Raw genomic sequence first — 26,614 nt, 5'->3', positions numbered from 1 at the left:
TGCAATTCATCGAGTAGTGTGAGAAATGGGATATGCTGCGGACACAATTTCGTCACATTTTTCATCTTTTTCACCACTTCTTTCGTGTTGACCTAACTTTCCAAGCTTTCACCCCCTTCGTAAGCTAAGGACAGGAACCGTTTCCTCGATGAAACTGCGGGCCAAGCCTCGCTTGCACCGCGCCTGTCTGTTTGACCGTCTTTTGAAAGGGGCATATGATGTATGACGAAAAAGCCAATTGATCTCGATGCGTACAACAAACAACTCAATCAGCATCAACAGCGTACGAAAGAAGTCGCTGAAACGTATCGACAAAAAAGTAAGGAACTCGAACACCACCTCGAATCATCCGCACGTTCCCGTGAAGAAGCACTCGCTCGCGAAATCGCCGAATTAAAGCAAGTGACTAAACGGAACGTTCCGCGAAATAAATAAACGGTTCCCGATCGTACGACGAAAGAAGTGACTCATCCGGTGGAAAACAAAATCAAACGCCAATTTCTGAATCATCTGCATCGTGACAAAAATTTGTTCGATGATTTTCAGCATGTGGATAACTTTTATACGCTCGATCAACAAATTGTGAGTGCGCTCCGCAGCGCCCATCCGATTCGGGCCGAACAGCTGCTCGAGACGCTGACGCTCGACCTATTGAAACTTCCGGTCTCCGATGAGTACATGAGTGTCCGTTTTTACTACCGCGGCCTCGTCTATCACGTCATCCGTCTGATTCCAGTCGATAACCCAAACGTCCAGACCGCGCTCAATTATACGAGCGCTCTTCTCATCTTAATCGATGAACTGACGACGACACTCGACTTTATCTATGCCATTCCCGTCATCGTCGACCATTTGACGAAGATGATGGCGTTCCTATCCCCTCCCGTGTCGACGAACCCGAACGTCACGACGACCATCCATTTGATTGAAGAGCATTTGAAAGAGCCGGAATTATCGCTCCCGTGGATCGCCCAACAAATCGGGTTATCAAACAATTATTTGTCGGCCCTGTTCAAACAGGAAGTCGGCGAGAGTGTACCCGAACGAATCCGGCGCCGCCGCATCGATGCGTCCATCGCCGATTTGCTCGGAACGAATTTGCCGATTTGTACCATCGGTGAGAAATATCGCTTCGCCTCGTGCACGGCCTATATCAACACGTTCAAGACGTACAAACAAATGACCCCACTCCAATACCGCCAATTGTTCCACACGTGAAAAGCGCTAAGCCTCTACCGAGACTTAGCGCTTTCTGTCATCCATTCTTCTCGCAACAAACCCATGCGAATCGAGTCGTAACGCACGTCGTCGACGACGCGCACCTGACGAATCCGACCTTCGAGTCGCATGCCGATTTTCTCGGCCACTTTCATCATCCGCTCATTGCCCGACCACGTCGTCAATCCGACCCGGACCGTCGGCAACGTCTGAAACAGATGGCCGACCCACAGCTTGAGCGCCCGCGTACCGATGCCCCGATTCCAGCGATCGGCTTGATGGAGGATGATGCCGACCTCGAGCCAGTTCTGTCCGGCGTCTTCATAATAGAAGGAAACCGTCCCGTAGACGGTCCCATCGACCTCGATGACCCACATGTCGTCACGGCCGACGTGTTCGTCCGCATTCTGACAGTACACCTCGTACGTCTGCGCCCGATGTTCGAAATACGGCGCGTCCCACTTCTTATATTCTGGTGCCTCGTTCTTATACATCAATTCCCATAACCGATCCAAGTCCCGTGCCTCAATCGGTCGAATCACTAACGCTTCATCACGAATCATACCCTCGTCCTCTCTATCTGTGCTGCTATACTCTTTCAAGGGATCAGTTCGAATTCCCTTTTTTCCGCTTTCGCCAGACGAGCGCCAAGATGACGAGCAACAGACTCGCCGTCACCGAGACGACGGCGAACGGACTCGCACCGGTGATGAACAGTTCGCCGAGCGAGACCGAATAGGCGAGACCGAACGACGTGACGAGCTTCGCGCCGATGGCGATCAAAACGAATCGAGGAAATGGCACCCGGCTGAACCCAGCCGCGAGACAGATGACCTCATCGGGCAAGATCGGGATGATGAACAAGACGAGCAACACACCGAGCCCGTACTTGTCCACGTATCGGTCATACGTCGCGAGCTTGTCGGCGTCGATAAGCCGCATCACCCGTTCCCGCCCGAACCGAGCGAGCCCGTACATGACGAGGATGCCGAGCGTCGTCGCGACGCTCCCGATTACGGCCGCCCGGAGCGGGCCAAGGGCGACACTGCCGATCGGGACACTGACCGCCTCCGGTACCGGAAGCGCGATCGGTTGCAGGAAGCTGAAGGCGGCGAACACCCACATCGCCTGGTCGCCATACTGTTCGAGCAACCGCTCGAGCCCGTAAGAATCATATAAAACGAGACCAAACGAAACGTAGTATACGAAGACGAACAACAAAAATAACGTGAACGTGACTTTGAGCATCTGTTTCAAGTATGTGTTCGAGCCCTCGCGAATCGACCGCAATAGACCAATCGACAGTGCGAGCAATACAATCCCGGTCCACCCGAGTTGATACGGCAATAATAGCGTCGGCAAGACGACGAACGGCAACAGGCTGAGCGTGACGAGCGCTCCCCCGTATCCTGCATAAATTATAGTTCGTTCTCGCATGTCGCATCGCCCTCTCCCTGTTCTACTATTAGTGTACCCGGATTTCGGGCAACATGTATCCACCTGAAGCTGTTGCGCACATCAGCCTTTTGCCCGAGAAAAAAGGCCACAGTCATAGACTGTGACCTGCCACTCACTCGCCGAGTGAGGCTTGGATGAAATCGTGGAACAAGCGTTGCGGACGCTCTGGACGCGAAATGAGTTCTGGGTGGAACTGTGACGCGACGAACCACTTGTGCTCTGGAATCTCAATGATTTCGACGAGACGGCCGTCCGGGCTCGTTCCTGAGAACTTGAACCCTTCTGCCTCGAACGCTTCACGGTACTCGTTGTTGAACTCGTAACGGTGACGATGGCGCTCGTAGACGAGCTCTTGGTTGTAAGCGGCGTGCGCTTTCGTACCTGGCTCGAGCTTGCATGGATAGAGGCCGAGACGGAGCGTGCCGCCGAGGTCCTCGATATCTTTTTGTTCTGGAAGCAAATCAATAATCGGATAGTTCGTCGTCGGATCGATTTCGGCCGAGTGGGCACCGTCGAGCTTCAAGACGTTACGGGCGAACTCGACCGTCGCGAGCTGCATGCCGAGGCAAATCCCGAAGAATGGGACGTTGTTCTCACGCGCATAACGCGTCGCTTCGATTTTCCCTTCGATGCCGCGTTCTCCAAATCCGCCTGGGACGAGAATCCCGTCTGCGTCTCCGAGAAGCGTCTCGACATTCTCTGCCGTCACCTCTTCAGCGTTGACCCAATCGACATCGATGTCGGCGTTGAAGGCGTAACCGGCGTGCTTGAGCGATTCTGCTACCGAGATGTACGCGTCACGAAGTTCGACGTATTTTCCGACGAGAGCGATTTTGACTTTCTTCTCGAGGTGCGTGACCGTGTGCACGAGCTCTTTCCAAGCCGTCATGTCAGCGGCCGGCGTGTTGAAGCCGAAGTAATCGTTGACGAGTTGGTCCATTCCTTGCTTTTGAAGGTTGAGCGGCACTTCGTAAAGCGTCGACGCATCTTGTGCCTCGATGACCGCTTCTTTACGTGTATCACAGAACAAGGCAATCTTTTCCCGCATCTCTTCTGGGATATCGTGCTCGGTACGGAGGACAATGATATCCGGCTGAATCCCGTAACTGCGGAGCTCTTTGACGCTATGTTGGGTCGGTTTTGTCTTCATCTCACCGGCAGCGCGGAGATAAGGGACGAGCGTACAGTGAACGTACATGACGTTCTCTTTGCCGATATCGTTTTTCACTTGACGAATGGCCTCGATGAACGGAAGCGACTCGATGTCCCCGACTGTTCCACCAATCTCTGTGATGACGACATCTGCGTTCGTCTCGCGACCGGCGCGGAAGACGCGGTCTTTAATCTCATTCGTGATGTGTGGAATGACTTGGACCGTTCCCCCGTTATAATCGCCACGACGCTCTTTTTTCAAGACCGTCGAGTAGATGCGACCTGACGTCACGTTGGCGTTTTGCGACAAGTTGATGTCGATGAAGCGCTCGTAGTGACCGAGGTCAAGGTCCGTCTCAGCGCCGTCATCTGTGACGAACACCTCTCCGTGCTGGTACGGGCTCATCGTTCCTGGGTCGATATTGATATACGGGTCAAACTTCTGAATCGTCACGTTCAAACCTCGGTTTTTGAGTAGACGTGCGAGTGAAGCGGCTGTGATCCCTTTACCGAGTGAAGATACTACCCCACCTGTTACGAAAATATACTTTGTCATCATCATTCTCCTCTCTTAAATGCCACAACGGGAAACGAAAAAACAAAAAAAGCAAAAGTGCCCCCACTGAAATGGAGGACACTTTTGCTGCATCGTTACGTGCTAAACTAGCCCATGACTAATTTACGTCAGAGACGATGCAGTCGTCAAGTCATTATTTTTTCTTTTTTTTCAACTGTCAAAAAAGAAAAAGAGACACGCCTAGCCGGGACAAATGCCCGGCTTTTTGCGGTCTCTTATAAATCATCCTCGTTTTTAAGGTCGAGGTCGTCGTCCAAGTCTTCGTCCTCGAACTCGTCAAGGCCTTCCACTTTTTCGGCTTCATCCTCGGCATCGAACTCAGATGCGTCAAAATCTTCACCTTTTGCAAAGACGTCAAGGTCGTCTTCAATGTCGACGATGCCTTCATCCGTCTCATCGATCTCTTCTTCGAACTCATCGAGCTCACCGCGCTGGCGTGCTTCGATGACGAGATCTTCGTCTGACTTATCGAACGGATACCAAACACGAAGCGCCCAACGGTTAGCTCCCAAGTTGACGAATAGTCCGTCGATGTTCATGTCCGTGTAGAGTTGCGCGATTTTCTCGAGCTCCTCCTCTTCACTTGCGAACGTATAGTTTTGTCTGATCAGCTCACGAATCTCATCAAATGACACTGGTTGCTCGCCAGTCTTTTGAAGAATTTCGTAAACGAAATCGATCAACGATTTATTCATTAAAGGACACTCCTTTTCCGTCACTAGTTAAACATCACTCCTCATTATAAACAAAACCGATATGAAAAAGCTAGAGGAAATTATTTTGAAGTTTCAACGGTTTTTTGGATGCTTAACCAATAGAGCGTAATCAATCCGACGTTGAAGATTCACGTCAAACCGAGCACCCCGAGCATCCAACCGCGCGGGACTTTGAAGGACAACTCTGCATTGACGGACTGGCCAGTATATAGGCCGTAGCCGAGCAATCCAATCATGAGCGCGGAATAAGCGACGACCATCCCGATCCGTTTCCATAGTTGCAAGAGCAGCGAGGCGAACTCTTTGTTGTCCCCATACGATGCATATAGATAGACGTGACCCGCACTCGCGTACATCGTCTGGACGTACCCACTCACAAACAGGACCGGAATAAACACGAGCGGCTCCAAGAAACCGAGGAAGAATAGCAGCGAAGTGGCTCCAAGAAACCGAGGAAGAATAGCAGCGACGTGACGAGCAGGACGTAGTACGGATGGCGTGCCACGTCGAACACACGGTTCAATAATATCCAGCCGATGACGCCCGCCAAGAACGGCATGAACACGTAGAATAAGAGCACTTGAAACGAGTATAGGGCCAGACTGACGAATACGGCGCCAATCAACGTCCAACCGCCAAATAACCCGACGACGAACGAGAGCAACTGGACTTGCCATGTTTTGGTGGCACTGACGTACGTTCTCGTCCGCTCCTGGAACAATACCCACCCGACGTAGCCGAGCAAAATAATCATCAATAAAAAGATTTCCACGTACCCGCTCGCCTCTTCCAACAGGCTGAGGAGACGGCTCACCAACGTGAACACGGTGACGGTGATGAAGGCAAGCACGAACTTCCCTGTCGCCCATGCCCACGTCGCCGTTTTCTCGAGCGGCAACTTTCTCACGAACAGCCAAGGCAGGATCAGACTGACGAGGAAGAGGATGACAGCCTCGTCATATGATCGAGTCAGCACATAAGAGAAAATGACGATCCAGGCAACGAGTGCGAGTACGAGCGGGAGCGAACTCCCTTTCTGATCCGCCGACTCGTCTGTGGTGGACAGTTCCTTCAGCTGTGACAAAATCGTCGTCATAATCGACCCGACACCGATCGATCCGACACCGACAAGAAAAGCGCTCAATTCGATCGCCCAGCCAAACGGCAGCAAAAAGCAGATGAGTCCGGTCACCAAGACGGTCAGCGCCAGTAAGAATGTCTGTTTCGAGCCAAGGCGACCAATGATGTACACCCATAGAAGCAGTCCCGACATACTCGCCACGTAAAAAATCATGAACGGGATTAATCGTCCAACGCCGTCTTCGACCGCCATGATGGACAAAAATAAAATTTGAGGCAAGATTTGACTGCTGAGGGCACTGACAATCGTCAATAACACGACCGTGTTTTTCATTAAAGATACCTCATTTCTAGAAAATGATTGAATCGCTCTCCTTTCCTTCTTTCCCGCCCCCTTCCATTCGAGAACCTCTCGAATCACACATCAGCTCCTCAGTTTTTTCACATGTTTGCCGATATAGAATAGAACGCTATTTTAGCTGTACGAGAAAAAGGAGAATGAAACATGGCACTGTTCCGTAAATCAAAACCTACCGCTTACACCGCGTCGATCGGCTTCCCTGATGTGGCTAAGACCGCACGACCGACCGATCCAAATTTGAACGGGCGCACCCATTATATGGGTTATACGGCATCGCAAGTGAAGCGACTCCAAGACATGGAACCGCTCGTCGAGTCCGTGTTAGACGATGTCCTCGAAAACGTCCTCGACCACTTGATGTTGCAGCCTGAGATGGTCCAAATCGCCAACGCCTCGTCGACACGTGAGCGGCTTAAAAAAGTGTTCGCTGACTACTTCCGGAGCTTGTTGACCGGAAACATCGATGAAAAGTTCCTTGCGATGCGTAAACGGATGGGCCAGACGCATCACCACTATGCCGTACCGGTCGTCTGGTTCCTCGCGACCTATTCTGCCTTCAACACGTTGCTCGTCCCAAAAATCGTCGAGACGTACCAACACGACCCGGCCACATTGACCGAATCGCTCCTCGCATTGTCCCATGCGATGAACTTGGACGCCCAAATCGTCACTGAGCAGTACGTCGATGCGCGTCTCGATGAGATTGAATCGGCAAACGTCGCCCGAGCGACGCTATTGAACGATGTCAGTCGCGTCAGCACGGAAGTCGCGACGACGATGGAGCAGACCGGTCACGCCATGTCCGAGACGAGCAAGCGAGCCCATCAAGTGTTGTCCGAGACCGAGCAGACGGAGAAGATGAGCCGTCACTTGATGAGCTTGACGCATACGAACGGCGAGCAAATCGAACAGATGGAATCCGAGTTCAAACAGTCGGCGACGTACGTCGACGCCTCGCTCGATCGCATCACCGCGCTCAAGGACGGCTCGCAAGAAATCGTCAGCATGACTCGGAGCATCGAACAGATTGCCAACCAGACGAACTTGCTCGCCTTGAACGCATCAATCGAAGCGGCCCGAGCCGGTGAGCACGGCAAAGGCTTCGCCGTCGTCGCGACCGAAGTGCGGACGCTCGCCGAGAATGCGAAACAGCTGAGCAGTCAAATCAACGTCCTCATCCATGAGAATGAAGCGAACATCGCCGCCCTGCTCGATCAAATGGGACAGATGCATCGAACGAACGACGAGGCAATGCGTCAACTCGGTGCCGTCAAAGCTGGCTTCTCGACCGTCAAAGACGAGATGGGCAATTACGTCATGTCGTTCGAACGAAACAAGCAAGACCTCGGCCAAATGGTCGAGACGATTTCGGCCATCAATGAGACGACGCAAGGACTATAACACCTGACGTCTTCCTTATTGGCCACTTCCGAGATGCACTAACGACAAACAAGGCACGGTCCGCGGACCGTGCCTTGTTTTTATTGGACAATCGGTTCTGGTACTTCGATTGGAGCGAGGGAGCGATCAAGCAATTCGACGACGTCGAACGTACCGACCGTCTCATCGACTTCTTTCGCTTTCGTCCCGTCCGAGAGCATCGTCAAACAGTACGGACATGCCGACCCGATGACCGTCGGTTTCGTCTCGAGCAACTGCTCGGTCCGGGCCACGTTAACGCGCGTCCCGACTTTCTCTTCTTGCCACATGAGACCGCCACCGGCGCCGCAGCACATGCCGTTCTCACGGTTCCGCTCCGCCTCGACGAGTTCGACACCTGGGATGCGTTCCAAGACGAAACGTGGGGCGTCGTAAATACCGTTATAGCGTCCGAGATAACATGAGTCGTGATAGACGACACGCTCGTTCACGGAGAAGTCCGGTTTGACCCGGCCCGTATCGAGCAGCTCGGCGAGGAGCTCGGTATGGTGATACACTTTCACACCCGTGAGTCCAAAGTCCGGATACTCGTTTTTGAACGTGTTATACGCGTGCGGGTCGACCGTGACGATTTTCGTGACCCCATACTTTTCGAACAGTTTGATGTTCGCCTCGGCAAGCTCTTGGAACAACAGCTCATTCCCGATGCGGCGTGGTGTGTCCCCTGAGTTCTTCTCTTCGTTCCCGAGGATGGCGAACGAGACGCCGGCCTTGTTCAAGACGCTCGCAAAGCTTTGCGCGACTTTTTGGCTGCGGCTATCGTATGAGCCCATCGCCCCGACCCAGAAGAGGAATTCGAAATCTTCACCGGCCTTCTTCTTCTCTTTCGCTGTCGGGATGACGAGTTCTTCCCGGTCTTTGCGCCAGTTCTCGCGCTCTTTCCGGTTCATCCCCCACGGATTGCCTTGACGTTCGATGTTCGCGACCGTACGCTGCGCCTCAGGATCCATCTTCCCTTCCATCATGACGAGGTAACGGCGAAGGTCGATGATCTTGTCGACGTGCTCGTTCATGACCGGACATTGATCCTCACAGTTGCGACATGTCGTACATGCCCAAATCTCTTCTTCGGTGATGACGTTGCCAATCAACTCGTCGGCGACGAGCATATGCCCGTCTTGAGCCGCGGCCGCGATCTCGGCCCCTTGCGTGTTTTGGAACATGAGCGCCGGTGCCCACGGCGATTTACGCGTGATGGCGGCCCCTTTCATGTTCATGTGGTCGCGCAGTTTGACGATGAGGTCCATCGGCGACAACATTTTACCAGTCCCGGTCGCCGGGCAGACGTTCGTACAGCGTCCGCATTCGACACAGGCATACAAGTCAACGAGTTGTTTTTGGTTGAAGTCTTCGATCTTATTGACGCCGAAGACGATTTCTTCATCCGACTCCTCCGCCTCTTCCATCGCTGAGAAGTCGACCGGTGCGAGACGACCGACCTGGTGCGTCCGTCCGAGCCAGACGTTGAGCGTCCCGGCGATCAAATGGGCGTGCTTGCCTTGCGGGATATAGATCATGAAGCTGAGCAAGAACAAGAGGTGAAGCCACCAAAAGACGACGAACAAGGCGAAGGCGACCCCTCCCGGTACCCAAGCGAACGCCGAACCGATGAGTGTCGCGACCGGTTCGCCCCACATAGGGAGCTCTTCTTTATAGACGAGGTAGAACCCGTTCCCGAACAAGACCGATACCATCAACCCACCGATGAAGATGAGGGCGAGACCGGCCAGAAAGTTTCGTTTTAAACGCACGAGTTTCTCGACGTAACGGCGGTAGAATCCCCAAACGACCGCGACGAGAATCATGAGCATGACGATTTCTTGCATGAACGTGAAAATCGGATAGAGCGGACCGAGCGGGATGTGCGGGAAACGCGTCCCGACAGCAAGTCCTTTCCAGATGAAGTCGATGGCCCCGAACTGGACGAGGATGAACCCATAGAACATCATGACGTGAATGATGCCGCTCTTCTTGTCTTTCAACAGTTTCTTTTGCCCGAACACGTTGATCATGACCTGTTCAAGCCGTTCCTTATTCGTTTGGCTCCACTCTGCCTTTTTCCCGAGCTTGATGAACGTATAGCGCTGGTACACCAACGATGCGAACAAATATAGTCCATAGCCGAGGACGAGCAAGAATAAAATCCAGTTGACGATTAAAAATGTAGACATCCCCAAAACTCCCCCTTATGAAAACGGATTCAATCTTAAGTTCAGTATATCAAACAATGAATGAACAGTCATTCATTTTTATCGAAGGGGTCAAAAATTGAGCACATGCTTCAAGAATAAGAGGATGCCGCCATACCCGACGACGGCGAGGACGAACGTCCGGAAGTGAAGGTTGCGGTCGGCCGGGAGCTCGAACTTGACGATGTTCAGAATCATCGCCCCGGCGACGAACGCGAACAAGATGGCCTCGACGTGCGAGGCGAGGTCGATCAAGCGGGAGAAGAAACCGCCAGCAAGAATCCCGCCGCTCAACAAATAACGCCCTTGCCGGATGTACCGTTCCCCGTAATGGCGATACAAGTCGTGGCCGACGGCGAGGAAGTGTACGCCGAGTGCCGTCGCGTAGAAGCTGCGTGCGACGAACGTGACGGATGACGCTGTGACGACGTAAGCCGAGAACGACATATATGCCGTCAACAGCGTCACTTGGAGCCAGTACGACACGTTCTGTTCAATCGTTTCGTCTTTGAAATGGGGCGTCCGGACGACACGCATCGTCCCGTAAAAGACGGTGAAACCGAGCAGGCTGATGACATAAATCTCCGACGGCAAGGCCAGGTTGAGCCAATCCACTTGAAGCGTGTCTTGCCGCTTGTTCAAGGACGGCAAGAGATACATGAAAAAGTATGTGATGGCGATCCCGCTCGAAAACGAGAACCATTTTTGAGACGGCACCCGGTCTCGCGGAAACAGATAAATTCCGAAAAAATTGATGAGCGCTAAATAGACCACGATCCAGTTCGCCATCTCATGTCACCCCTTTAGTTCAATCCAAAACCGCTCGACAATTTTCCCGCCTTCCGCTGTGAACGGCGTGTCCGGCACGCCGCCATTATTCAAAATGACTCGGCGTGACGCTTCGTTCGTCCGGTCGCACGTAATCAACGCCCGCTCGATCCCGAGTTCTTTCGCTTTCTCGAGTGCGAGCTCGAGTTGTTTCGTAGCGAGACCACGTCCGCGGGCACTCGGCTTGATGCCGTACCCGATATGTCCCCCTAAGTTGAGGAGGTTGTCATTCAATTCGTGACGGATATTCGTCGCCCCGAGCAACTCGTCCCCATCCGTCAGCCAATACGTCGTGCTCGGCACCCAACTGACGTTGTTCACCCGTACTTCTTTATCACGAATCTGTTTAACGTACGACGCAAAGTCGGACGCGTCACGGTCGACGGCGTTCGGGACGATCGTCTCGGAGCGTTCCCGCCATTCCTTTAAAAAATCGAGCACGTTCGCTTCCTGCTCCATGGATGTCTTCACTAGTCGCAACATAACGCTTCCCCCTATTTTTATGTATAGAAAAGACCGCAAAGCGGCCTTAATCTTCGAGTCCTAATCGTTTTGGCATCTGCGGGGCGAGCTCACGTGCCTCGTCAAGACGGCCCGCTTCGACGAGCGTATGGAACCGTAAAAACTCCTCGTGCGTCGCGTCACCGATGGCGGCCAAGTAGTCGATGTAGCGGTCGTATACCGATCTATCTTCCGGTCGCGCCTCGATCAAGGCGACGTAAAGCCGGACCGTGTCTTCCCCGTAAAGAAGCGGGAACTCATCGTTCAATTGGAGCAATTTATCGACCGAGTCCATATCGACGCCGGTCTCGTTATCGTAGTGCCCGACGACCTGTTCGGCGTGGTCCTCGAGGCGGCCGCGCCACTCTTCATATTCGTCCTCATTCGTCTCGAGCATCTCGAACCAATCCTCGTTCAACATCTCTTCAATCTTTCTCACGCGTTCTGCAAAATTCATGCGAACTCTCCTCCTTCGAACGTCCACGTGACGTCGACTACATAGTTACCTGCCAAGTCATCGTTCATCGACAACTCGTAGGCGAAGCGGCAACGTCCGTCCGCGACAGCGAGCCGCTCCGTCGTCGTCGCCATCGTCATCGACATGTATGGGTTTTTATATAGGCTTTGGGTCAAGCGCCCTTCAATAAAGGAATGATTCATCTCAATCGGTCCTTTACAGATGAGCGCGAGCCGGCCCGTCGTATATTTGATCGTTGTCGGCACGACGCCGTCTTCTCGTTCTTGATCGAACGTCAAGACGAAGCCGGTCTTCAATTCATAATAGAGCCCGTCGGCTTGCAGCTCAATCGGCTCCTCGATTTCACTGATCATTGTCTTTTGGCGCACACGTACGCGTTTCGGTTCAATTGCCATGGTGATTCCCCTTTCCGCTGTCCCATCGTACCATATCTCGCGAACGGTCCGGAATCGGTAACTTTTTCTTTCCCGGTTCGCGGACCGTTCACACTACAAAAAAGACAGGGTTCCCCCTGTCTTTGAATCAACTTAGCTTATAGACGCGACCTTCGAACGGCTTCAAGTGGACGAGTGTCGTCTCATCATGCGGCTCGAGCGGCATATTTTGCAAGACGACGTCTTCCGAGCGAAGCGTGAGCTCCGTCGCAAAGATGGCTTCTTTGCCCGTCAAGTTCGTCATGACGAGGTATTGCGAGTCACCGAGCGTGCGCGTGTACGCGTAAATCTCCGGGTGTTCCGGCAAGACGATGTCATACGTCCCGTAAACAAACGTCTCGTCTTGCTTGCGAAGACGAATCATCTCTTTATAGAAATTGAGAATCGAGTCGTCGTCTTCGAGCTGGGCGTCGACGTTGATGTCCGTGTAGTTCGGGTTGATGCCGAACCAAGGCGTCTCGGCGAACGTGAAGCCCGCGTTCGGGGCATCGCTCCACTGCATCGGTGTGCGCGTGTTATCACGTGACGAGTTCCACGTGATGTCCATCATCTCCTCATGGCTCTTGCCATGTTCGAGACCGATGTAATAGCGGTTTCGTGTCGCGATATCATCGTACTGGTCGATCGAGTCGAACTTCACGTTCGTCATGCCGATCTCTTGGCCTTGATAGATGAACGGCGTCCCTTGCATGAGGAAATACATCATCGCAATCGATTTCGCGCTCTCTTTCCAATAGCGCTCGTCATCACCCCATGACGACACGGTCCGTGTCTGATCGTGGTTCTCGACATAGAGGGCGTTCCAGCCGTCTTCTTCGAGACCTTTTTGCCATTTCGTCAGGACGTTCTTCAAATGGACGACGTCGAGCTTCGACTCGGCGTCTTCGCGCCAAAGACCCATGTGTTCGAATTGGAACACCATGTTCATCTTGCCTTCCTTCTCGCCGACCCAAAGGTGAGCGTCGTCAGGCGACACGCCGTTCGCTTCCCCGACCGTCATGATGTCGTGCTTGTTGAACGTCTCGTCGCGAAGCTCTTCCAAATAACCGTGAATCCCATCGACGTTCATGTGCATCTCGAACGATGGCACGAAGTCGAGGCCTTCTGGGTTCGGCAAATCGCCGAACGATGGATGTTTGCGGATGTGGCTGATTGCATCGACACGGAAGCCGTCGATGCCTTTGTCGAGCCACCAGTTGATCATGTTATAGATCGTCTGGCGCATCTCGGCGTTCTCCCAGTTCAGGTCCGGTTGTTTCTTCGAGAAGACGTGCAAGAAATATTGCTCCGTCGTCTCGTCAAACTCCCAAGCCGACCCGCCAAAGATTGACTCCCAGTTGTTCGGTTTCGAGCCGTCGGGTTTGCCGTCACGCCAAATGTACCAGTCACGCTTCGGATTGTCTTTCGAGCTCTTCGATTCGATGAACCATGGGTGCTCGTCCGACGTATGGTTGACGACGAGGTCGAGCAACAACTTCATGCCGCGTGCATGGACTTCCGTCAACAGTCGATCGAAATCTTCCATCGATCCGAACTCGTCCATGATGTCCTGATAGTCGCTAATGTCATAGCCGTTGTCATCATTCGGCGACTTATACATCGGACAAATCCAGATGACGTCGACGCCGAGGTCTTTCAAATAGTCGAGCTTATCGATGATGCCTTGGATGTCGCCGATTCCATCGCCGTTCGCATCGTAGAAGCTGCGCGGGTAGATTTGATAAGCGACGGCTTCTTTCCACCAGTTTCGTTTCAGTGTTTTCGTTTGTGTGTGTTGGTCACGTTGTAAAAGTTGCATGTCTCAATGATACTCCCTTATCCCTAAACTCACTGCGCATCCTATATACTAATATCAGTGCTGTTGTCTCTTTATCTCGTTAGCGCAATCGTTTGCACGATTGCAGTAAGTTTATCTTACCAAAAATCATTCCACGACACAAAGATGTTTTTAACAGCTTACTCATCGTGTACCCTACACGAATTTGAAATGAAATGAAAGTGAGGCGACTTACATGATCCGTTTGGCCACACAGGCCGATCTCTCGGCAATCGATCAACTGATTTTAACGAAAGCGCAATCGTTTCGGGCCGCTGGAAAAACGCAATGGCAAAAATATTTAGAGCCGAGTCGGACCGATTTTGTGACCCATGACGTCACGAACGGAACCGTCTATGTATACGAAGCGAACGGAGACATCGCCGGGTCGGTCAGCTTGATCCCGCCGACGTCTTGGGACGAGAACTTGTGGGACGATCCTGACGCGGCCGTCTATTTACATCGCCTCGTCGTCGATGACCGGATGAAAGGCCGACAAGTCGGTGAACAGTTGATGCGTTATGCGCTTGCAGCGACGTCGAATCGCATCCGTCTCGACTGCGTCGCCACGAATCACTTCTTGAACGCCTATTATCCTCGCTTCGGCTTCAATTATGTCGGCGAACGAGATGGATTCTCTTTGTTCGAAAAAGAGGCTTGACCTTGACGCGACGTCAACGTGTACGCTGACTTCAAGGAGGTGAGGACATGTACACGATTCAACAACTCGCGACGCTCTCTGGCACGACCACAAGGACGTTGCGTCATTATGACGCCGTCGGTCTGCTCGTCCCGGAACGTGACGTCAACGGCTATCGGCGCTACTCGTTGCATGATGCCGAGCGGTTGCAGACGATTCTGCTGTATCGTTCGCTCGACTTCCCGCTCGAGACGATTCAAGGCTTACTCGAAGCCGAACCGTTCGATCGGACCCGTGCCCTCGAGGAGCAAGTGACCGCCCTGCGCGCGAAAGCCGCCTATTTTGCGACACTCGCCGAGACGGCGGAATCGACGCTCACCTCACTGAGAGGAGGAATTCCAATGGAAGACAAATCGTTGTTCAAGGGATTATCGTTTGACGAACTGAAAGCCCATGAAGCGAAGCACGAGGCGGAGACAGAAGAACGTTGGGGCGAGAGTGAGGCGTACAAGACGTCACGTGCGCGCGCCGACAAGCGATCGAAAGAAGACTGGGAAGCGCTCAGTCAACAACAAGTCGATCTCGTCAAGCCGCTCGTCGACTTGTTCACTGCCGGCGTCCCGGTCGAAGACCCGCGTGTCCAAGCGGCCGTCCGGGCGAACCACCTGTTCATCAATGACCAGTTTTATGACTGCTCGCTCGACATGTTCAGCGGACTCGGTCAGATGTACGTCACAGACGAGCGTTTCACCGCGTTCTATGACAAGTACGCGCCAGGACTGGCCGTCTATTATAATGACGCCATCCAACACTATTGCATCACCCAAAGCTAAACGGCCAAAGCATCGCGCTTTGGCCGTTATTTTGCCGTTCGACGGTCATACACATCTTCCTTTAGCAATAACTCGATTTGACGTCTCAAGAGCGGGAGCGCCGTCGTGAGCTGTAAGTACGGATACGTGGCAAAATTATCCGTCCCGCCGATGTAGAGCACGGCCCGGTCGACCACAGACCAGCCCCGCTCGGTCCACTGTTCGATTCGTGCCTCACAGACGTCCGGTTTGGTCCGGAACGCCCAGTACGCTTGGAGTTGTCCTTCTGCCATCGTCGGTGCGACCGTCAATACCGGGCAGTCGAAGCGGGCGAGGACGCTCGGGTCAATCGGCCCCGTCTCATGGGTGACGATGAGCTGCGGGTCGAGACGATCGAGCCACATCGTCGTCTTCGTATCGTTCAATGAGGTGACACGTAGAATGTGGTGGAACGGAATCGGCTCATCGTTCAATGGATAGCGACCTTTCAGTTCTCGGATCCGCGTCCGGCTCGAAAGGCGCATGACAGGCGACGTCAGCCGGACGTATACATGCGTCAGCCAATGCTTGATGGATTCCGGACGATGCTCGCTCGGCCCATCTTCCTGAACGACATGGGTCACCCCTAAGTTGCGGATCGCATGATAGACGTAGGCAGATGTCCGGTGTTCTCCAATGAGTAGTACGATCGGTCGGCCCATTTTGTCCCTCCCTTTTCTCTTCCTCCGAACGCCTCTCATCCGTGTCGCTCCTGCGTCGAGACGACGGCCGGGCGGCAACGGTCCGCCACTTCTTCCATCGATAAACTTTCAAATTGATACGTTTGATGCAACGTTTCATAATGGGCGATGATTTCACCCAACAAGGCCATGTTTTCGGATACATGTTTGCCGAAGTTGTGCGGGTGCCACCAAAGATGGAACACTTCCCCCCGTTTTGCCGCATGCGTCATGCTCCGTTTGATGCGCCGCACTTTGAGTCGGTCGAGGAAGCGAAGCGCCGGCACGTAAGGTCGAAGGAATCGGCTCGATGGGACGTTATAAGGAGATGATTGCCGAATGGCTGCCCACGAGACCGTGTGGTGGCCCGTCAAATTGACGTAGGCATCAAGCAGACGAAGAGCCCGTCGTCCTAATCCCTCATCCCTTCTCGCATCGGCCCGATAAATGTAATGGGTCTCATTGCCGCGATAGACATCGATTCCGACTTCTTGTGCCGCTTGGAAATGCGCCGGGCTCGATTGATTGCGCGGATAGACGATGCTCTGAATGGATAAGTCGCGACGTGCGGCCACCCGCTTCGCCGCCTCGAGATCGGCCTTGAACGCCTCGATGGTCACTCCTTCTTCTAAACAAGATAGATGACAATACGTATGCGTCCCGATGGTTTGACCAGGCGTCGCCGCGATTTGATCGACGAGTGATTTCCCGAAGTGATACGGGTCGACCGCCTCGTCCGCCCCGACGTGCTGCATCCAATTGTATGAAGAATATTCGGGATGCCGATACGCCGGTTGAATCGTCGGCAAGTCTTTCAATAGCTCTGCTTTCGTCTCATAGAACAGGAATCCGACCGTCGCCCAAGTCGCATGAATCTGGTGCGCGGCAAACAAGTCGAGCAAGCTCGGTACGACTTGCCGGACCCCGAGTAAATTATCGCCATACGCCTCAATCGTCGTACCGTCAAACGTGCCCCAGTTCAATTCAAAATCTAGTGAGATGACAAACGCTCCGTTCATCGAGACCCCTCCTCTGTCTTCACTTCTTTCCTTCACACGACTCAGGAAGCTCTAGTTCGGCGAGCGCCCGTTTCCAGGAGCCGTACCGACGGGATACTTTGGCGACACTTGGTCGTTTATGTTGTTTCGCCCATTTTTGATAGGTGATCGCGTTGAATGGCACGACGACCCGACTTGCTTCTAGCAACGATTGAACGATTTCTGCTTTTTCACGTTCTGGCTGGACGGTAAAATGGAGCTCCTCTAAACGCTCTACCGTTTTCACGGCCAGACTCCAAGACCCGAAATGGGAAATAATATCACCTAGGGAAGGACCGGGATGATCTTTGACCCATTGTTGGTAATGGGTGCTCGTCAACTTCCCTTCCTGTTCAAGTGCGAGCCGAAGTGCTGCAACGAGTTCTTGTTGGGTATAGCGCTTTCGGGCTTCTAAGAGTCCGGCTGCTTTCAAGGCGCCGGTCCATGACCCGTAAAAATTGAGAACGTCGAGAAATGTCGGGACGTCCCGGTCTCGGCTCCAGAGCTGATATTGTTTAACCGTGAGGGTCGGAGTCAGAGATGCAGCGGCTCGAAGCGCTTGAATGATCTCTGCTTCCCGGTTCATCGTTCGTCCTCCTCAGACACTTTGTTCCGTGACGATCGAGCGCGTATCGAGCACGGTCTGGATGACTTGCTGTTGTTCCCCGAGGGTCAAGTCGGATCCCGATGGAAGGCAAATCCCATTCTCGAACAGACGCCGACTGACATCTTCTCCATCGACCGTCACATATTCGGCATCGCGATACACCGGTTGCAGATGCATCGGTTTCCAGACAGGACGAGATTCGATGCCGGCACTGGCAAGTCGCTCCATCACCGTGTCACGGTGCAAGTCTGTCTGATCCAACTGCATGGCGGTCAGCCAACGATTGGCCCGTGAGTGCGGGACTTCTTGCTGATACGTCGCCCCGAGCTGACGGAACATATGCTCATAGCGGGCAAACACGCGACGTCGTGCTTGAACGCGCTGCTCAATCACTTCGAGCTGTCCCCGACCGATCCCGGCCGAGACGTTGCTCAATCGATAGTTATAGCCGACTTGTTCGTGCTCATAATGCGGCGCGTCTTCCCGAGCTTGCGTGGCCAACTTGAGCGCCAACTGTCTCGTTTCCTCATTCGGCACCATGAGCATGCCGCCGCCTGATGTCGTGATGATTTTATTGCCGTTGAACGAATAAAACCCGATGTCCCCGATGGTTCCCGTCATTTGCCCGTGCCACGTCGAGCCGAGTGATTCGGCCGCGTCCTCGATCAATGGGACACCGAACTCACGACAGACGTGGCGAATCTCACCGATTTTCGCGACGACGCCGTACAGATGGACGACGATGACCGCTTTCGGAAGCTTTCCTTTCGTCGCGGCTTGGACGAGCGCTTTCCGAAGTGCGTCTGGCGACATATTCCACGTCGTCGTTTCCGAGTCGATAAAGACCGGAATGGCGCCGACGTAACGGATTGGATTGACCGATGCGACGAACGTGAGTGACTGACAGAAGACCGTGTCCCCTGTCCCGACGCCGAGCGTAAGTAGCGCCAAATGGAGGGCAGCCGTCCCTGAGCTTGTCGCCAAGGCGTACGGATGGTCTGCGTAAGCGGCGACTTCCGCCTCAAACGCGTTGACGTTTGGTCCAAGCGGGGCGATCCAATTGCTCGCGAACGCCTCTTCGATGTAGGCCATCTCACGGCCCGACATATGGGGCTTCGATAATAGGATGTTCATTTGATGCCCTCCTTCATCATGGTTTTATACGAGATATACCAATCGACGACTTGCTCGAGTCCTTCAAACAGCGATGTGCTCGGGCTGAAGCCGATCAGCGTGTCGAGCGTCGGAACGGCCGACTGCCGAAGTACCGACTCGCGCATCGGCAACGACGTCTTCGCCGATTTGTTGAGGATATGTCCGATGTCGGACAGTAACGTTTGGACGTTCACGTAGTCGGAGGCCGGGATTTGGAAATATCCGACTGGCGACATCCCGGTTTGAATCAAGCGAAGCAAGCGGACGACCGATTCGACGACATCATCGATATAGGAGACGTTGATGATATCCGTCGCGTAATACCCTGAGAGTCGGACACCGCGGTCGACGGCGACAATGGCCTTTGACACTAGCGTCGAGGCATCGTCCCAAGGTCCGAATACGTCTTCTGTGAACAGATGGATCACCGGACGTTCCCCGTCCTCCTGTTTTACAGGCAAGTCGAACGTGATGAACGATTCAACCGGGACCCGCTTCGTTTGGATGGCAATGTAGCGTTTCATCAACTCGTAACGTTCCAGCGGCTCTTCACTTCCGTTATGGCGACGGGTCGAACATAAGATGATGTGTCTCGGTTCGTGTCGATTCAAAACGCTGCGCATGACTGTCTTGTTCGCGAGCGTTGAACGGATCAAATGGAACTGCGGGTGGGTGAGAACGTAGAGCCGCTGTTTGGCGATTCGCGTCTTGTGCCGCCCTTCATCGTCAATCCCGACGACATCAAATCCTTCCTGCAATAGCCGACGTGCGATATGAAACCCTTGGAAACTGGCTACCCCGACAATAAGAACCGTTTGATCGACCATCATTCTCCCCCTCTTCACTCGTTATGACCTTCAATTTCCGTCAGCGAGGCGTGTCCCGGCGATATGAGGACGCATTCGCTTCACGCCATGTGTAAAGAGACGATCGATGTCTCGGTCGAGGTCGTCACTATTGGCGATAAAAAGCAGCAGGTAGGTCAGGGCCTCTTGGTCGTCTCGTAACGTCTCAATCAGGTGCAGCACGGAAGCGACGGTCGTGAAGGGACGGGTCCGGCCGACAAAGATTTTGGGGAAGACGTTCGCTTCTGGACCGAGTTCGCTCGCGGCGAGCAATTCTTCATATAACTTCTCACCCGGACGAATGCCGGTGACTTCAATGTCGATCTGTTCGGTCGTAAAACCGCTCAACTCGATCATTTTCTTCGCCAAGTCGATGATTTTGACCGGCTCGCCCATGTCGAGCACGAAAATCTCTCCCCCTCTGGACAAGACGCTCGCTTGGATGACAAGCCGGCTCGCTTCCGGGATGGTCATGAAGTAGCGGGTCATCTCAGGATCGGTGACGGTGACCGGTCCGCCCCGGAGAATCTGTTCTTTAAAGAGCGGTACGACCGAGCCGCGACTGCCTAAGACATTTCCGAAGCGTACGACTGCGAAGATCGTCTCGCTCGTTCGGGCTTTCTCTTGGACGACCATCTCGGCGATTCGTTTTGTCGAGCCCATCACGTTCGTCGGATTGACCGCCTTGTCGGTCGAGACCATGATGAAGCGGCTCACGTTATGCCGGGCCGCGACATCGACCATATGTTTTGTCCCGTAAATATTGTTTTTGACGGCTTCGAGCGGATTGTCTTCCATGAGTGGCACATGTTTGTGAGCGGCGGCATGATAGACGATGTCCGGCTGGTACGTGCGGAACACATCTTCGAGCCGAGCTTCGTCTTGCACATCCCCGATGACCGGATGCAGGATCGTCTCCGTGCCGAGCCCACGCAACTCTCGCTCAATCAAGTAAATGCTGTTCTCCCCATGACCGAGGAGAATCATTTCTGCCGGGGCGAATTTGATCAATTGGCGACACAACTCCGAGCCGATTGATCCACCGGCGCCAGTGACGAGCACAGTCGCGCCTTCGACATGGCGAGATATTCCAGATATGTCCAATTGAACCGGCTCACGTCCTAGCAAATCCTCGATTTTCACTTCGCGAATTTCGTTGATGGAGACTTTTCCGGTCGCCAGTTCCGAAATCATCGGCAAGGCGTGGGATTCGGCTCCTGTCTTCTCGATTCGTTTCAGCAAGGCGAGACGCCGTGTATAAGGCAAGCTTGGAATGGCCAAAATAACCACTTCGATACCATGTTCTTGAATGATGCGTTCCAAATCGTCCGTCATCCCGAGGACCGGGACGCCGTGGACGTAGAGTGTCTGCAGTTGCGGGTTGTCGTCGAGCAGACCGACGACGCAGAGGACGGTCGTCCGATGCTCCTTCAACTCGCGGACAATCAACTGTCCGGAATCCCCGGCTCCGATGATGAGTGCTTTTCGTCCCGGATGGTTCGAATGGGGTTTGAACACGTCAAACACATGGTTGCGGGCTAAGAAGCGGGTGAACAAGATGAGGTTGAATGCGAGCAACCCTTGTACGGCGATGATCATCCCAAGGCCAGCCCCGAAGTGAAACTGGTTGTAGGCGTACAACACCAAGTCACTGCTCAGTAAGGCGATGGCGACTTGTTTCATCTCATGGACCGAAGCGTAACGCCAGTCGATGCGATGAATCTTCAAGACGCTTCCGACGAGACTGAAGCTGACGATTTTAATGGCGACCATCATCAACATCTCGCTCGATTCGAGTGCCGCGTACGACGTGATCGTGGAGAACATCAGTTCAAACGTCGCGTACAATACAAACGAGACGATCAAGATATCGAGACATAAAAAGAGCAAATTGCGTTGATTCTTCCGATAGACGTTCACAAGTGTTGCCATGGTAGTTCGCACCTCCAAGAGTCTGAGTTGTTCGTTCGTGGTGTAAGTTGGAATGCGCAAAAGATGCGTCGATGCTAGTAAACTACCCGACTATCCTCAACAAGTTTAAAGATAAAACGAGCTTTTTCTCATTAACGACATAGATGCGAAAAAGGAGTTCACGAAATTATTATCATGATTTCATTCACATAATGAATAATTGTCGGACAAACGGGAAATGGAAATACATATAACCCGAATTGGGTATCGTTTACATTATTTTGAGCTTAGCTAAAACGCCACATAAGGAGGTAGAAATCGATCATAAGCATCCTTTTTGACTAGCTCGTTGACTCTTCAACCAATACATGCTGTTCATTCACACCAAGAGACCTTCCGAGACGCTCGCTGCGTCTCCCTCCAAAGGAGAGACACCAAGATGAAAAAATGGACACGCCCTCAAATCGTACAAGCGTTGCAGTTAGCTGCTCAAGAACATGCCGAGCTCGATTCGAAACGGTATAGTGTATGGTCGCAAACCAAAAATGTCCCGTCCCTTTCCACCGTCATCCATCAGTTCGGGTCTTGGCGCGAGGCGCTCGCCGCTGCCCAAATCCAAATGTCGTTCCATTACTACTCGGATGAAGACATCCTCCGCGCGTTGAATCAAGCTGCCGAGGAGTTACCGCTCTTCACGAGCCAAACGTATCGGGAATGGTCGAAAGTGACACGCTCCCCGTCGCTCACGTTGATCAGCAGCCGTTTCGGCTCTTGGTCGAACGCGCTCCGGGAAGCGAAACTTCAGACGACCGCCGCGAAAAACAATGAAGAGCGCATCATCCAAGCCTTGATTGAAGCGTCCGAAGAACTCGAACGTCTCACGTCCCAGCACTACGCCATCTGGGCCCAAGAACGCGGTTATCCGACAGTCGCGACGATCGCCCGGAAATATGGATCTTGGAGCTACGCCTTGTTCGTCCTCGACATCGCCCCGCCGAAACGGAAATGGGACGAAGAAGATGTCATCGAAGCCCTCCGCGTCGCGAAACATGAATTGTCCCACTTCAGTATTCTGCATTACCGGAAATGGGCCGAAGGACGCAACGTGCCGAGCACGTCGACCATCAACGCCCTCTTCGGCAGTTGGACGGCCGCATTAAAATGCATGGAAGAACAGACGATCACCCAATAACAAAAGCCCTGTCTCATCGTGAGACAGGGCTTTTGTTCAAGTGACGATCGAAATGAATAGCGGGATGCCGATGAGCAAGTTGAACGGGAACGTGACGGCGAGGGCGAGCGTCAAATAAAACGACGGCTCCGCCTCCGGGACCGATGCTTGGAGCATAGCCGGTGCGGCGATGTACGACCCGCTCGCCGCGAGCGTCATAAGCAGAATCGTTCCCCCATCAGACAGTCCAGCCATTCCGGCAGCGAGAAAACCGATGGCCGCGCCGACGAGCGGAAACGTCATCCCGGCGACTAAAAACTTCATCCCGTACGACGGTAGCGTCTTCAGCTGATGACCGACCTTTACGCCGAGGCTGAGCAAGAACAACAGCAACACGCCTGGGAACAAATCGACAAAAAACGGGGTTAATGCCGACGTATCCGGGGTGACCAGCCCGACGATGAGACCAGCCAAAAGCAGCAAGATGCTTTTCGAGAGCAGACTGTCACGGATGACGGTGAGCGATTGAGTCGGTGCCGCCGTGATGCCGAGGACGCGGCTTTGATTGTATAACAACAGTGCGACGACGAGACCCGGAATTTCGAGGACGACGACGAGTGTTGTCATGAACGGCTCATAACTGATGCCGAGACGTTCGAGCTGCGCCGTCGCAGCGACATACGTCACGAGCGAGACCGAACCGAACGTCGCGGCCATGGCAATGCGCTCCGGAAACGTGAACTTCAAGAACGCTCCAAGGCCGAACGCGACGAGCGGAAGTACGAGACCAAGCACGAGCGTGACGGCGAGCGGGAACGCCAACTCGTCCATCGATACCGAGGCGAGCCCCATCCCTCCTTTCAATCCGATGGCAAGCAGTAAGTATAGGTTGAGCGTGATGCTGAGTGACTCAGGAATCTTCAAATTCGATTTGCCGAGAGCGGCAATCACACCTGTCACGAATAGGAGCACCGGGGCACTCGTCAATAAAAACATCAATTGTTCCATCTTTTCCTCCTGGACGACAAAAGCGCACACCAAAGAGAGGTGTGCGCTGCATGCCGACGGCTCGAACACGTTCGCTCCGTCTAGCCGACAACTGTCGGGTATTTAGTTCGGCAGCTCCGGAACAGGACGACGGGAATGTCGCACGGACACTTCCCAATCCTGAACCGTCTCTGCTTCTAGTGTAAAAATGTCGTCACGGCTTGTCAATCCCGCCATCCCATGGTGCATCAAGTCGAAAGACGATGAGGCGTTCCCCTGTCTTCGTGCTGATATCCGTGTGAAGCGAGACGAGACGCCGACCGAGCACGTCATGTAAAATCGCCTCGAGTTGGGCCCGCCCTGATTCGACGAGGTTATTGCGATATTTCTTCAATTGCTCACGACCGGCCGATTTGGCGGCCAGTTCATACTCGGCCGGGGTCAAGACGCCCTGAAGCGTCACGATGGCCAAGTCGCGGAGCAGGTCTGCTTTACACGTCAAAGAGCCGCGCCCGAGATACTCTTTCTCCCATTGTGTGATCCGAGCACTCAGTTCCATTTCGAGCTGACCTTTTTTCGGCATCGTTACTTCACGAATCCGATCATCATCTCGCGAAGAATCTTCGCGGCGGCGATGGCCGTCATGTCCGATTGGTCATATGCTGGTGACACTTCGACGAGATCGGCACCGATGATGTCGATGTCGGCGTTCGCGATGGCGTGCACTGCTTCAAGCAACTCTTTCGTCGTGATGCCGCCGATTTCTTGCGTACCCGTTCCCGGGGCCGCCGACGGGTCGAGGACGTCGATGTCGATCGTGACGTACACTTTCTTCCCGGCGAGCGTCGGCAACACGCGTTTGAGCGGTTCAATCACTTCATATTTATACATGTTATAGCCGACTTCTTTGACCCAGTCGAACTCTTCTTTCATCCCAGAACGAATTCCGAACGAGTAGCAGTTCGACGGTCCGATGAGTTCGGCCGCTTTTTTGAGCGGTGTCGAGTGCGACAATGGCTCACCTTCATAGTCGTCACGGAGGTCCGTGTGCGCATCGAGGTGCAAGATGACGAAATCATCCCCGTACGCATCATGCATCGCCTTGATGACCGGCCATGTGACGAGGTGTTCTCCCCCCATACCGAGTGGGAACTTGCCTTCTTTGATGATGTCTTTGACGAACGACTCGATCATGTCGAGTGATTTCTGGGCATTCCCGAACGGGAGCGGGATATCACCGGCGTCATAGACGGCTGCTTCCGTCAAATCACCATCAAGATAAGGGCTATATTCTTCGAGTCCAATCGAGACTTCACGGATTCGGTTCGGACCGAAGCGTGAGCCTGGACGGAAACTGACCGTCCAGTCCATCGGCATCCCATAAAGGACCGTCTTCGCGTCCGTCACTTCCGGCAAGCTCGCGATAAACACTTTGCCTGAGTAGGCTTCATCGAAACGTTTAATCATTTCGTCAAGTCCTCCACAAATTTCGGAAGGACGAAGGCCGCATTGTGAAGCTTCGGCGTATAGTACTTCGTCTCGATGTCGTGGAAACGCTCGGCCGGCACTTGTTCTGGGTCGTACTGCTTCGAGCCGATCGTGAACGTCCACATGCCGCTCGGATACGTCGGTACGTTGGCCGTGTAGAGCTTCGTGATTGGGAAAATCTCTTTCACGTCACGTTGAACCGTTTGGATGAGCTCTGGCGTGAACCATGGGTTGTCCGTCTGCGCGACGAAAATGCCGTCGTCTTTGAGCGCTCTCGAGATGCCGGCGTAGAATCCTTTTGTGAACAAGTTGGCCGCTGGGCCGACCGGTTCTGTCGAGTCGACCATGATGACGTCATACTCGTTCTCTGATTCGGCGATATGCATGAAGCCGTCACCGACGATGACTTCAACACGCGGGTTGTCGAGTTCACCTGCGATATTTGGTAAGTATTTCTTCGAATATTCAATGACTTTCCCGTCGATGTCGACGAGAACTGCTTTTTCGACTGATGGGTGTTTCATAATCTCACGGATGACGCCACCGTCTCCGCCACCGACAACGAGCACATGCTTCGGATTCGGGTGTGTGAAGAGTGGGACGTGAGCCACCATCTCGTGATAGACGAATTCGTCCTTATCCGTCGTCATGACCATTCCGTCAAGCAACAACATTGTTCCGAACTCGTCCGTTTCGACCATTTCTAGTCGTTGAAACTCCGTTTGTTCGCTCTCATAAACGTGGTTTACACGGAACGTGATTCCGTAATCTTCTGTTTGGTGCTCCGTAAACCATAATTTTAATTTTTGGTCCATCGATAGAACCCCTTTCTGTTCAAAAAGTTGTTCGTATGCGAGTGGCGTTTTGAGGCGCTTCTTATTCATACGATAGGAAGTATACAAAAACTGTACCCATTTTGCACGATTTTTTTATTTATTTACCTCGATGTGTGAGTTTTAGGTGAGTTTTGTCCGATAAACTGATTAAAGAGTAT

General features: G+C 53.3%; 28 protein-coding genes. 6 read left to right on the top strand and 22 right to left on the bottom strand.

The features are described 5' to 3' along the window. Positions 1-222 precede the first annotated feature (222 nt). Both FED52_RS02075 and FED52_RS02070 read left to right on the top strand, forming a co-directional pair. Positions 223-435 carry a hypothetical protein gene (locus FED52_RS02075; protein WP_029594656.1) on the top strand — a complete coding sequence of 71 codons (213 nt, stop codon included), beginning with the start codon at positions 223-225 and terminating at the stop codon, positions 433-435. A gap of 114 nt (positions 436-549) precedes the next feature. After that, positions 550-1,218, top strand: a complete 669-nt coding sequence (locus tag FED52_RS02070; RefSeq protein ID WP_125317989.1) for a helix-turn-helix transcriptional regulator — start codon at positions 550-552, stop codon at positions 1,216-1,218. 14 nt (positions 1,219-1,232) lie between these two features. On the opposite strand, the gene FED52_RS02065 is transcribed toward FED52_RS02070, so the two are convergent. The 6 genes from FED52_RS02065 to FED52_RS02045 form a co-directional block, all read right to left on the bottom strand. Then, positions 1,233-1,781: a GNAT family N-acetyltransferase gene (locus FED52_RS02065; protein WP_029594654.1), complete on the bottom strand. Its 549-nt coding sequence runs from the start codon at positions 1,779-1,781 to the stop codon at positions 1,233-1,235. Between the two features lie 43 nt (positions 1,782-1,824). Continuing rightward, entirely contained in the window at positions 1,825-2,655 is an 831-nt protein-coding gene (locus FED52_RS02060; protein WP_138858757.1) for a TVP38/TMEM64 family protein, read from the bottom strand. A 133-nt stretch (positions 2,656-2,788) separates the two neighbouring features. Beyond that, positions 2,789-4,384, bottom strand: coding sequence for a CTP synthase (locus FED52_RS02055; RefSeq protein ID WP_138858756.1), 1,596 nt, complete (start codon positions 4,382-4,384; stop codon positions 2,789-2,791). 236 nt (positions 4,385-4,620) lie between these two features. Further along, a complete protein-coding gene (gene rpoE, locus FED52_RS02050; protein ID WP_138858755.1) occupies positions 4,621-5,100 on the bottom strand; it encodes a DNA-directed RNA polymerase subunit delta in 480 nt (159 codons plus the stop codon). 149 nt (positions 5,101-5,249) lie between these two features. After that, positions 5,250-5,519, bottom strand: a complete 270-nt coding sequence (locus FED52_RS13935; protein ID WP_205729349.1) for a hypothetical protein — start codon at positions 5,517-5,519, stop codon at positions 5,250-5,252. After that, positions 5,495-6,535 carry a hypothetical protein gene (locus FED52_RS02045; protein WP_205729348.1) on the bottom strand — a complete coding sequence of 347 codons (1,041 nt, stop codon included), beginning with the start codon at positions 6,533-6,535 and terminating at the stop codon, positions 5,495-5,497. The genes FED52_RS13935 and FED52_RS02045 overlap by 25 nt, the downstream gene beginning before the upstream one ends. 171 nt (positions 6,536-6,706) lie before the next feature. Here FED52_RS02045 and FED52_RS02040 point away from each other — a divergent pair, with 171 nt between their 5' ends. Next, on the top strand, positions 6,707-7,963 hold the full coding sequence (locus FED52_RS02040) for a globin-coupled sensor protein (RefSeq protein WP_138858754.1): 1,257 nt from the start codon (positions 6,707-6,709) through the stop codon (positions 7,961-7,963). A gap of 80 nt (positions 7,964-8,043) precedes the next feature. Here the strand turns inward: FED52_RS02040 and FED52_RS02035 are convergent, their stop codons facing one another. The 6 genes from FED52_RS02035 to FED52_RS02010 form a co-directional block, all read right to left on the bottom strand. After that, the gene (locus FED52_RS02035; RefSeq protein ID WP_138858753.1) at positions 8,044-10,173 is read right to left on the bottom strand and encodes a (Fe-S)-binding protein; all 2,130 of its coding nucleotides are present in this window, start codon (positions 10,171-10,173) and stop codon (positions 8,044-8,046) included. Between the two features lie 90 nt (positions 10,174-10,263). Next, complete coding sequence (locus FED52_RS02030; protein ID WP_138858752.1) at positions 10,264-10,980, bottom strand: hypothetical protein; 717 nt, start codon at positions 10,978-10,980, stop codon at positions 10,264-10,266. A 6-nt stretch (positions 10,981-10,986) separates the two neighbouring features. Next, the gene (locus tag FED52_RS02025; protein WP_138858751.1) at positions 10,987-11,502 is read right to left on the bottom strand and encodes a GNAT family N-acetyltransferase; all 516 of its coding nucleotides are present in this window, start codon (positions 11,500-11,502) and stop codon (positions 10,987-10,989) included. Between the two features lie 46 nt (positions 11,503-11,548). After that, the gene (locus tag FED52_RS02020) at positions 11,549-11,977 is read right to left on the bottom strand and encodes a hypothetical protein (protein ID WP_138858750.1); all 429 of its coding nucleotides are present in this window, start codon (positions 11,975-11,977) and stop codon (positions 11,549-11,551) included. Further along, the gene (locus FED52_RS02015; protein ID WP_138858749.1) at positions 11,974-12,393 is read right to left on the bottom strand and encodes a YwiB family protein; all 420 of its coding nucleotides are present in this window, start codon (positions 12,391-12,393) and stop codon (positions 11,974-11,976) included. The genes FED52_RS02020 and FED52_RS02015 overlap by 4 nt, the downstream gene beginning before the upstream one ends. 127 nt (positions 12,394-12,520) lie before the next feature. After that, positions 12,521-14,230, bottom strand: coding sequence for a glycoside hydrolase family 13 protein (locus tag FED52_RS02010; RefSeq protein ID WP_276610415.1), 1,710 nt, complete (start codon positions 14,228-14,230; stop codon positions 12,521-12,523). Positions 14,231-14,444: 214 nt separating this feature from the next. Between FED52_RS02010 and FED52_RS02005 the strand changes: the two genes are divergently transcribed. Both FED52_RS02005 and FED52_RS02000 read left to right on the top strand, forming a co-directional pair. Beyond that, positions 14,445-14,909 (top strand): GNAT family N-acetyltransferase, encoded by a 465-nt coding sequence (locus tag FED52_RS02005; protein ID WP_138858748.1) that lies wholly within the window; start codon positions 14,445-14,447, stop codon positions 14,907-14,909. Positions 14,910-14,956: 47 nt separating this feature from the next. After that, positions 14,957-15,721 (top strand): MerR family transcriptional regulator, encoded by a 765-nt coding sequence (locus tag FED52_RS02000; protein WP_138858747.1) that lies wholly within the window; start codon positions 14,957-14,959, stop codon positions 15,719-15,721. A 26-nt stretch (positions 15,722-15,747) separates the two neighbouring features. On the opposite strand, the gene FED52_RS01995 is transcribed toward FED52_RS02000, so the two are convergent. The 6 genes from FED52_RS01995 to FED52_RS01970 are packed head-to-tail and all read right to left on the bottom strand — an operon-like array spanning position 15,748 to position 21,995. Further along, positions 15,748-16,401, bottom strand: coding sequence for a hypothetical protein (locus tag FED52_RS01995; RefSeq protein WP_138858746.1), 654 nt, complete (start codon positions 16,399-16,401; stop codon positions 15,748-15,750). 35 nt (positions 16,402-16,436) lie between these two features. After that, complete coding sequence (locus tag FED52_RS01990; RefSeq protein WP_138858745.1) at positions 16,437-17,438, bottom strand: polysaccharide deacetylase family protein; 1,002 nt, start codon at positions 17,436-17,438, stop codon at positions 16,437-16,439. A gap of 19 nt (positions 17,439-17,457) precedes the next feature. Continuing rightward, on the bottom strand, positions 17,458-18,042 hold the full coding sequence (locus tag FED52_RS01985; protein WP_138858744.1) for a hypothetical protein: 585 nt from the start codon (positions 18,040-18,042) through the stop codon (positions 17,458-17,460). Positions 18,043-18,054: 12 nt separating this feature from the next. Then, complete coding sequence (locus FED52_RS01980; RefSeq protein ID WP_138858743.1) at positions 18,055-19,197, bottom strand: aminotransferase class V-fold PLP-dependent enzyme; 1,143 nt, start codon at positions 19,195-19,197, stop codon at positions 18,055-18,057. After that, positions 19,194-20,045 (bottom strand): NAD-dependent epimerase/dehydratase family protein, encoded by an 852-nt coding sequence (locus FED52_RS01975; protein WP_167491737.1) that lies wholly within the window; start codon positions 20,043-20,045, stop codon positions 19,194-19,196. The genes FED52_RS01980 and FED52_RS01975 overlap by 4 nt, the downstream gene beginning before the upstream one ends. 30 nt (positions 20,046-20,075) lie before the next feature. Next, a complete protein-coding gene (locus FED52_RS01970) occupies positions 20,076-21,995 on the bottom strand; it encodes a polysaccharide biosynthesis protein (RefSeq protein ID WP_138858741.1) in 1,920 nt (639 codons plus the stop codon). A 418-nt stretch (positions 21,996-22,413) separates the two neighbouring features. Here FED52_RS01970 and FED52_RS01965 point away from each other — a divergent pair, with 418 nt between their 5' ends. Further along, entirely contained in the window at positions 22,414-23,166 is a 753-nt protein-coding gene (locus tag FED52_RS01965; RefSeq protein ID WP_034779320.1) for a homing endonuclease associated repeat-containing protein, read from the top strand. Between the two features lie 36 nt (positions 23,167-23,202). On the opposite strand, the gene FED52_RS01960 is transcribed toward FED52_RS01965, so the two are convergent. The 4 genes from FED52_RS01960 to speE form a co-directional block, all read right to left on the bottom strand. Beyond that, positions 23,203-24,153: a sodium-dependent bicarbonate transport family permease gene (locus tag FED52_RS01960; protein ID WP_138858740.1), complete on the bottom strand. Its 951-nt coding sequence runs from the start codon at positions 24,151-24,153 to the stop codon at positions 23,203-23,205. Between the two features lie 193 nt (positions 24,154-24,346). Then, entirely contained in the window at positions 24,347-24,715 is a 369-nt protein-coding gene (locus FED52_RS01955) for a Na-translocating system protein MpsC family protein (protein ID WP_034779329.1), read from the bottom strand. Between the two features lie 2 nt (positions 24,716-24,717). Continuing rightward, positions 24,718-25,599, bottom strand: coding sequence for an agmatinase (gene speB / locus FED52_RS01950; RefSeq protein ID WP_034779331.1), 882 nt, complete (start codon positions 25,597-25,599; stop codon positions 24,718-24,720). Continuing rightward, positions 25,596-26,435 carry a polyamine aminopropyltransferase gene (gene speE, locus FED52_RS01945; RefSeq protein WP_138858739.1) on the bottom strand — a complete coding sequence of 280 codons (840 nt, stop codon included), beginning with the start codon at positions 26,433-26,435 and terminating at the stop codon, positions 25,596-25,598. The genes speB and speE overlap by 4 nt, the downstream gene beginning before the upstream one ends. Between the last annotated feature and the right edge of the window lie 179 nt (positions 26,436-26,614).

The organism is Exiguobacterium mexicanum (assembly GCF_005960665.1).
Classification (GTDB): domain Bacteria; phylum Bacillota; class Bacilli; order Exiguobacteriales; family Exiguobacteriaceae; genus Exiguobacterium; species Exiguobacterium mexicanum_A.
This window is presented reverse-complemented; position numbering and strand designations above follow the sequence as displayed.